The 4,050-nt window shown below is 72.6% G+C and carries 3 protein-coding genes; 2 read left to right on the forward strand and 1 reads right to left on the reverse strand.

What is annotated here, in order from left to right; all coding sequences use genetic code 11:
- Positions 1 to 154 precede the first annotated feature (154 nt).
- Positions 155 to 337, forward strand: coding sequence for a hypothetical protein (locus D9R02_RS11340; protein WP_070637111.1), 183 nt, complete (start codon positions 155 to 157; stop codon positions 335 to 337).
- A 93-nt stretch (positions 338 to 430) separates the two neighbouring features.
- On the forward strand, positions 431 to 2,341 hold the full coding sequence (locus tag D9R02_RS11345) for an ABC-ATPase domain-containing protein (protein ID WP_121566936.1): 1,911 nt from the start codon (positions 431 to 433) through the stop codon (positions 2,339 to 2,341).
- Between the two features lie 148 nt (positions 2,342 to 2,489).
- Here the strand turns inward: D9R02_RS11345 and D9R02_RS11350 are convergent.
- On the reverse strand, positions 2,490 to 4,050 hold a 1,561-nt coding region (locus tag D9R02_RS11350), incomplete at its 5' end, for a nucleobase:cation symporter-2 family protein (protein WP_438819418.1).

Raw genomic sequence — 4,050 nt, forward strand, 5'->3', positions numbered from 1 at the left:
GTGCAGCGGAGGGTCGCCGCCTGAACGGGCGGGCGGAGCATACTGGTTCGCATGGGACACGTGGACGCGGACCACTGGGGCCGGTACAACGCCGCCCAGGCCGGACGGGGCATCCGGCTTCTCGCCCGCCTGGCGGCGGAGGCGGCGGGACCCGGTGAGGGGCGCAGCGCCGTCGAACTGGGCCGCGGGGGACGGCACGTTCCTGAGCCGTGACGAGGTGGACGAGCTGGTCACCGGCCTGGAGGTGCTGCGTCTGCACGAGGAGGAGCGCGACGGCCCCGCGTTCTCCGGGCCCAAGCACTGGCACACGTACCAGCTCGTCGCGCGCAGACCCTGACCGCCGGGCCGCTGCGCCGCGCGGTGGCGCGCCAGGGGAGTGGCCGCGCGGCGGCGAGTGCAGCGGACCCGGTTCGTGTGGTGCCATGGACCCATGAGCTCACCGCGCACGGACCTCGCCCAGACCCTCCGCCGCCTGGACGGCGGCAGCTACGGCGCCTACAAGCAGCTCAAGGGCTCGTGGCGGCTGGGAGATGCGGAGCTGATCGTGGACCGGGTGCAGTCGGACCCGTACGCCCCGCCGTCCCTGGCGCGGATCCGGGTCAGCCTGTCCGACGCCGGGATCCCGCCCGAGCTGATCGCCACCCGGGACGCCCGCGTGGCCGCCGGGGACTTCCTCACCCGGGAGTTCGCCCGGGCCGCCCGGGACCTGGGTCCGCGCGGCGGCAAGGACTCCGGAGGCATCTCGATCCAGCGCACGGGCCAGGAGATCCTTGAACGCTCCTCCGTGATCGTGCCGGATCCCGGGAACGCGGTGGATCCCGCCCCGGCACGCGAGTCCGGGATGCGCCGTGCGGGGGATACCGGAACGGTGGACCGGGGGTGCGGAGCCAGCCGTGCGGCGTCGTCGGAGACCGCTGACGCGGGAGCCGTGGAGGTGCGCTGCGAGATCGCCCTGCCCGCCGCCGGGCGGCGCATCAAGGGCCACGCCGCGCACCGGCTGCTCATGGAGGTGCTGCCGGGCGTCGTCGAGCGCGCGCTGCGGTACGAGAACCTGGACGCCCGCGCCCTGCAAGCCCACGTGACCTCCCACCTGGACGCCCAGCACTTGCGCGCGCAGCTGCCCCAGCGCGGCCTCGTGGCGTTCGTGGCCGACGGCGCCGTGCTGCCCCGCGCCTCCGGTCACCGGGACGAGCCGCTCGCCCATGGTGCGGTGCCGTTCGAGACCCCGCCGTCGCTGCGGGTGGAGCTCGAGCTCGAGGACGGCTCCACGGTGAGCGGCATGGGCGTGCCCGAGGGTGTCACGGTGATCGTGGGCGGCGGCTACCACGGCAAGTCCACGCTGCTGCAGGCCCTGGAGCGCGGGGTCTACAGCCACGTGCCCGGCGACGGCCGCGAGCGCGTGGTGACCCTGCCGAGTGCCGTGTCCGTGCGCGCGGAGGACGGCCGGGCGGTGTCCCACACGGACGTCTCCCCGTTCATCACCAACCTGCCCACCGGCGCGGACACCCGCGACTTCAGCACGTCCAACGCGTCCGGCTCCACGTCCCAGGCGGCCGCCACGGTCGAGGCGGTGGAGGCGGAGGCCGGCGTGCTGCTGCTGGACGAGGACACGTGCGCCACCAACCTCATGGTCCGGGACGAGCGCATGCGCGCCATGGTCCCGGGCGAGCGCGAGCCCATCACGCCGTTCGTGGACCGGGTGGGCGCCCTCTACACCGAGCGCGGGGTGTCCTCGATCCTGGTCACGGGCGGCTCCGGGGCGTTCCTGGACGTCGCGGACCTCGTGATCGCCATGCACGACTACCGTGCCCTGGACGTCACCGACCGCGCGCGACAGGTGGTGCGGGACTTCCCGCGCCCCGACGACATGCGTCCCGCGGAGTCCTTCGGGGAGATCCGCCCCCACGTTCCCGGCGGCGTCTCGGGAGCGTCCGACACGCTCCCGGCTGAACACGGTGCCACCCCGCCCGGATCCGGTGCCGCGGGGCACGACGCCGCCCGGTCCGGTCCGCGCCACGGCACCGCCCATCGGGGTGGCAGGGACAAACCCGCTCGCGCTCGCGGGCTCGGCACCATCCAGCGGGGCCGCGAGGACGTGGACGTCTCCGCCCTGAGCCAGCTCGTGGATCCCTCGCAGACGGAGGCGATCGCGCGGCTCATCGAGGAGGTCGAGCGCACGGCGGACGGCCGCACACCCCTCACCGAACTCGTGGACGCCGCCCTGGAACGGGTGGTGCGGGACGGGCTGGACGCCCTGGCCCACCACCGGGGCCACCCGGGACATCTGGCGCTGCCCAGGGCGCAGGACGTGGCGGCGGCCTACCACCGGATCCGCCGCTGAGCTGACCGGCCGGGGGGTGTGCGGGATGCCCATGCCCCGCCTCTGCTTTTGCTCCGCTAGTGCAGATTTCTGCGTTGAATTCTGCACTAACGGAGTAATGGCACGAGCAGACGACGCACACCGACGGGGTGGAGGGCGGCGTCGTCCGTTACTCGACCACCGCGCGGCGGATCTCGTCCAACGAGGTGAGCTCACCCGCGTTGATGCGTTCGCGCACCGACTCGTACTGCTCCTGGGAGGACGCGAACGGGATCTCCCGCCCGTGGGCGTCCAGCAGGCGGCCGTCCACGAACTGGTCGCCGTCCTGCAGGGCGCCGGCCTCCCGTGGGGAGAGCACACGCAGTCCCACGGTGCCCATGCCCATGGCCTCCGTGGAGCGCTTGTGCACGCTGAGCTCGTTGAAGAAGAAGTTCATCACCAGCGCGGCCACCGCGGCGGAGGAGATCCCGGAGGAGAAGATGATGCCCACCCAGGAGGGGAACGCCGCGTAGAAGCCCGGGGCCACGATTGGCACCATCCCGAAGGACAGGGACACTGCCACGATGATCAGGTTCATGCCCCCGCGGTAGTCCACCCGTGCCAGGGTGCGGATGCCCGAGGACATCACGGTGCCGAACAGCACGAAGCCCGCGCCACCCATCACCGGCAGCGGGATCGCGGCGATCACCTGGCCGAGCACCGGGAGCATGCCCAGCAGCACCATGAACACGCCGCCCAGTGCCACCACGTAGCGGCTCTTGACCTTGGTGATCGCCACCAGGCCCACGTTCTGCACGAACGCGGTCTGGGTGAAGGAGTTGAACACGGGCGCCACGGCGGAGGAGAGCATGTCCGCGCGCAGCCCGTCCGCGATGCGCGCGGAGTCGATGCGCGATCCCGTGACCTCGGACAGGGCCAGGATGTCCGCGGTGGTCTCCGCCATGTTCACCAGGATCACGATGCACATGGCCACGATCGCCGCCATGTGGAACGTGGGCGGGCCGAAGTGGAACGGCGAGGGCAGCGCGAACCACGGGCCCTGCCCCACCTGCGAGAAGTCCGCCATGCCCACGGCCCACGCCACCACGGTGCCGACGACGATCGCCACCAGGATGGCCAGCCGGGACAGCACCGCGCCGCCGAACTTGGACAGCAGCAGCACCGCGAGCAGCGTGACCCCCGCCAGGGCGATGTTCGCCAGCGAGCCGTACCCGGGCGCCTTCTCGTCCCCGCCCATGGACCACGACGCCGCCACGGGCACCAGGGTGATGCCGATCGTCGTGATGATCGACCCCGTGACCACGGGCGGGAAGAACCGCAGCACGCGGGCGAAGAACGGGGCCATCAGGAACCCGAACACGGAGGCCACCATGATGGAGCCCATCACGGACGGCATGCCACCGCCCGTGGCCAGCACGGACAGCATGGTGGCGATCCCGGTGAAGGACACCCCCTGCACGAGCGGCAGCTGGCAGCCGATCCGCGGCAGCCCCCACGCCTGCAGGAACGTGGCGAACCCGCCCACGAACAGAGCGGCGGCCACGAGCAGGGCGGTCGTGGCGGCGTCGTACCCCGCGGCTCCGGCCACCACGAGCGGCACGGCGATAAGCCCGCCGTACATGGTGAGGATGTGCTGGACGGCGTAGACCACGGTGCGCCCGGCACCCAGCCGTTCGTCCTCGGGGCGGGTGCCCCGTTCCACGGCGGGGGCGGGTGCTGCGCTGCTGGAC

This window comes from Kocuria rhizophila (assembly GCF_003667225.1).
Lineage (GTDB): Bacteria > Actinomycetota > Actinomycetes > Actinomycetales > Micrococcaceae > Kocuria > Kocuria rhizophila.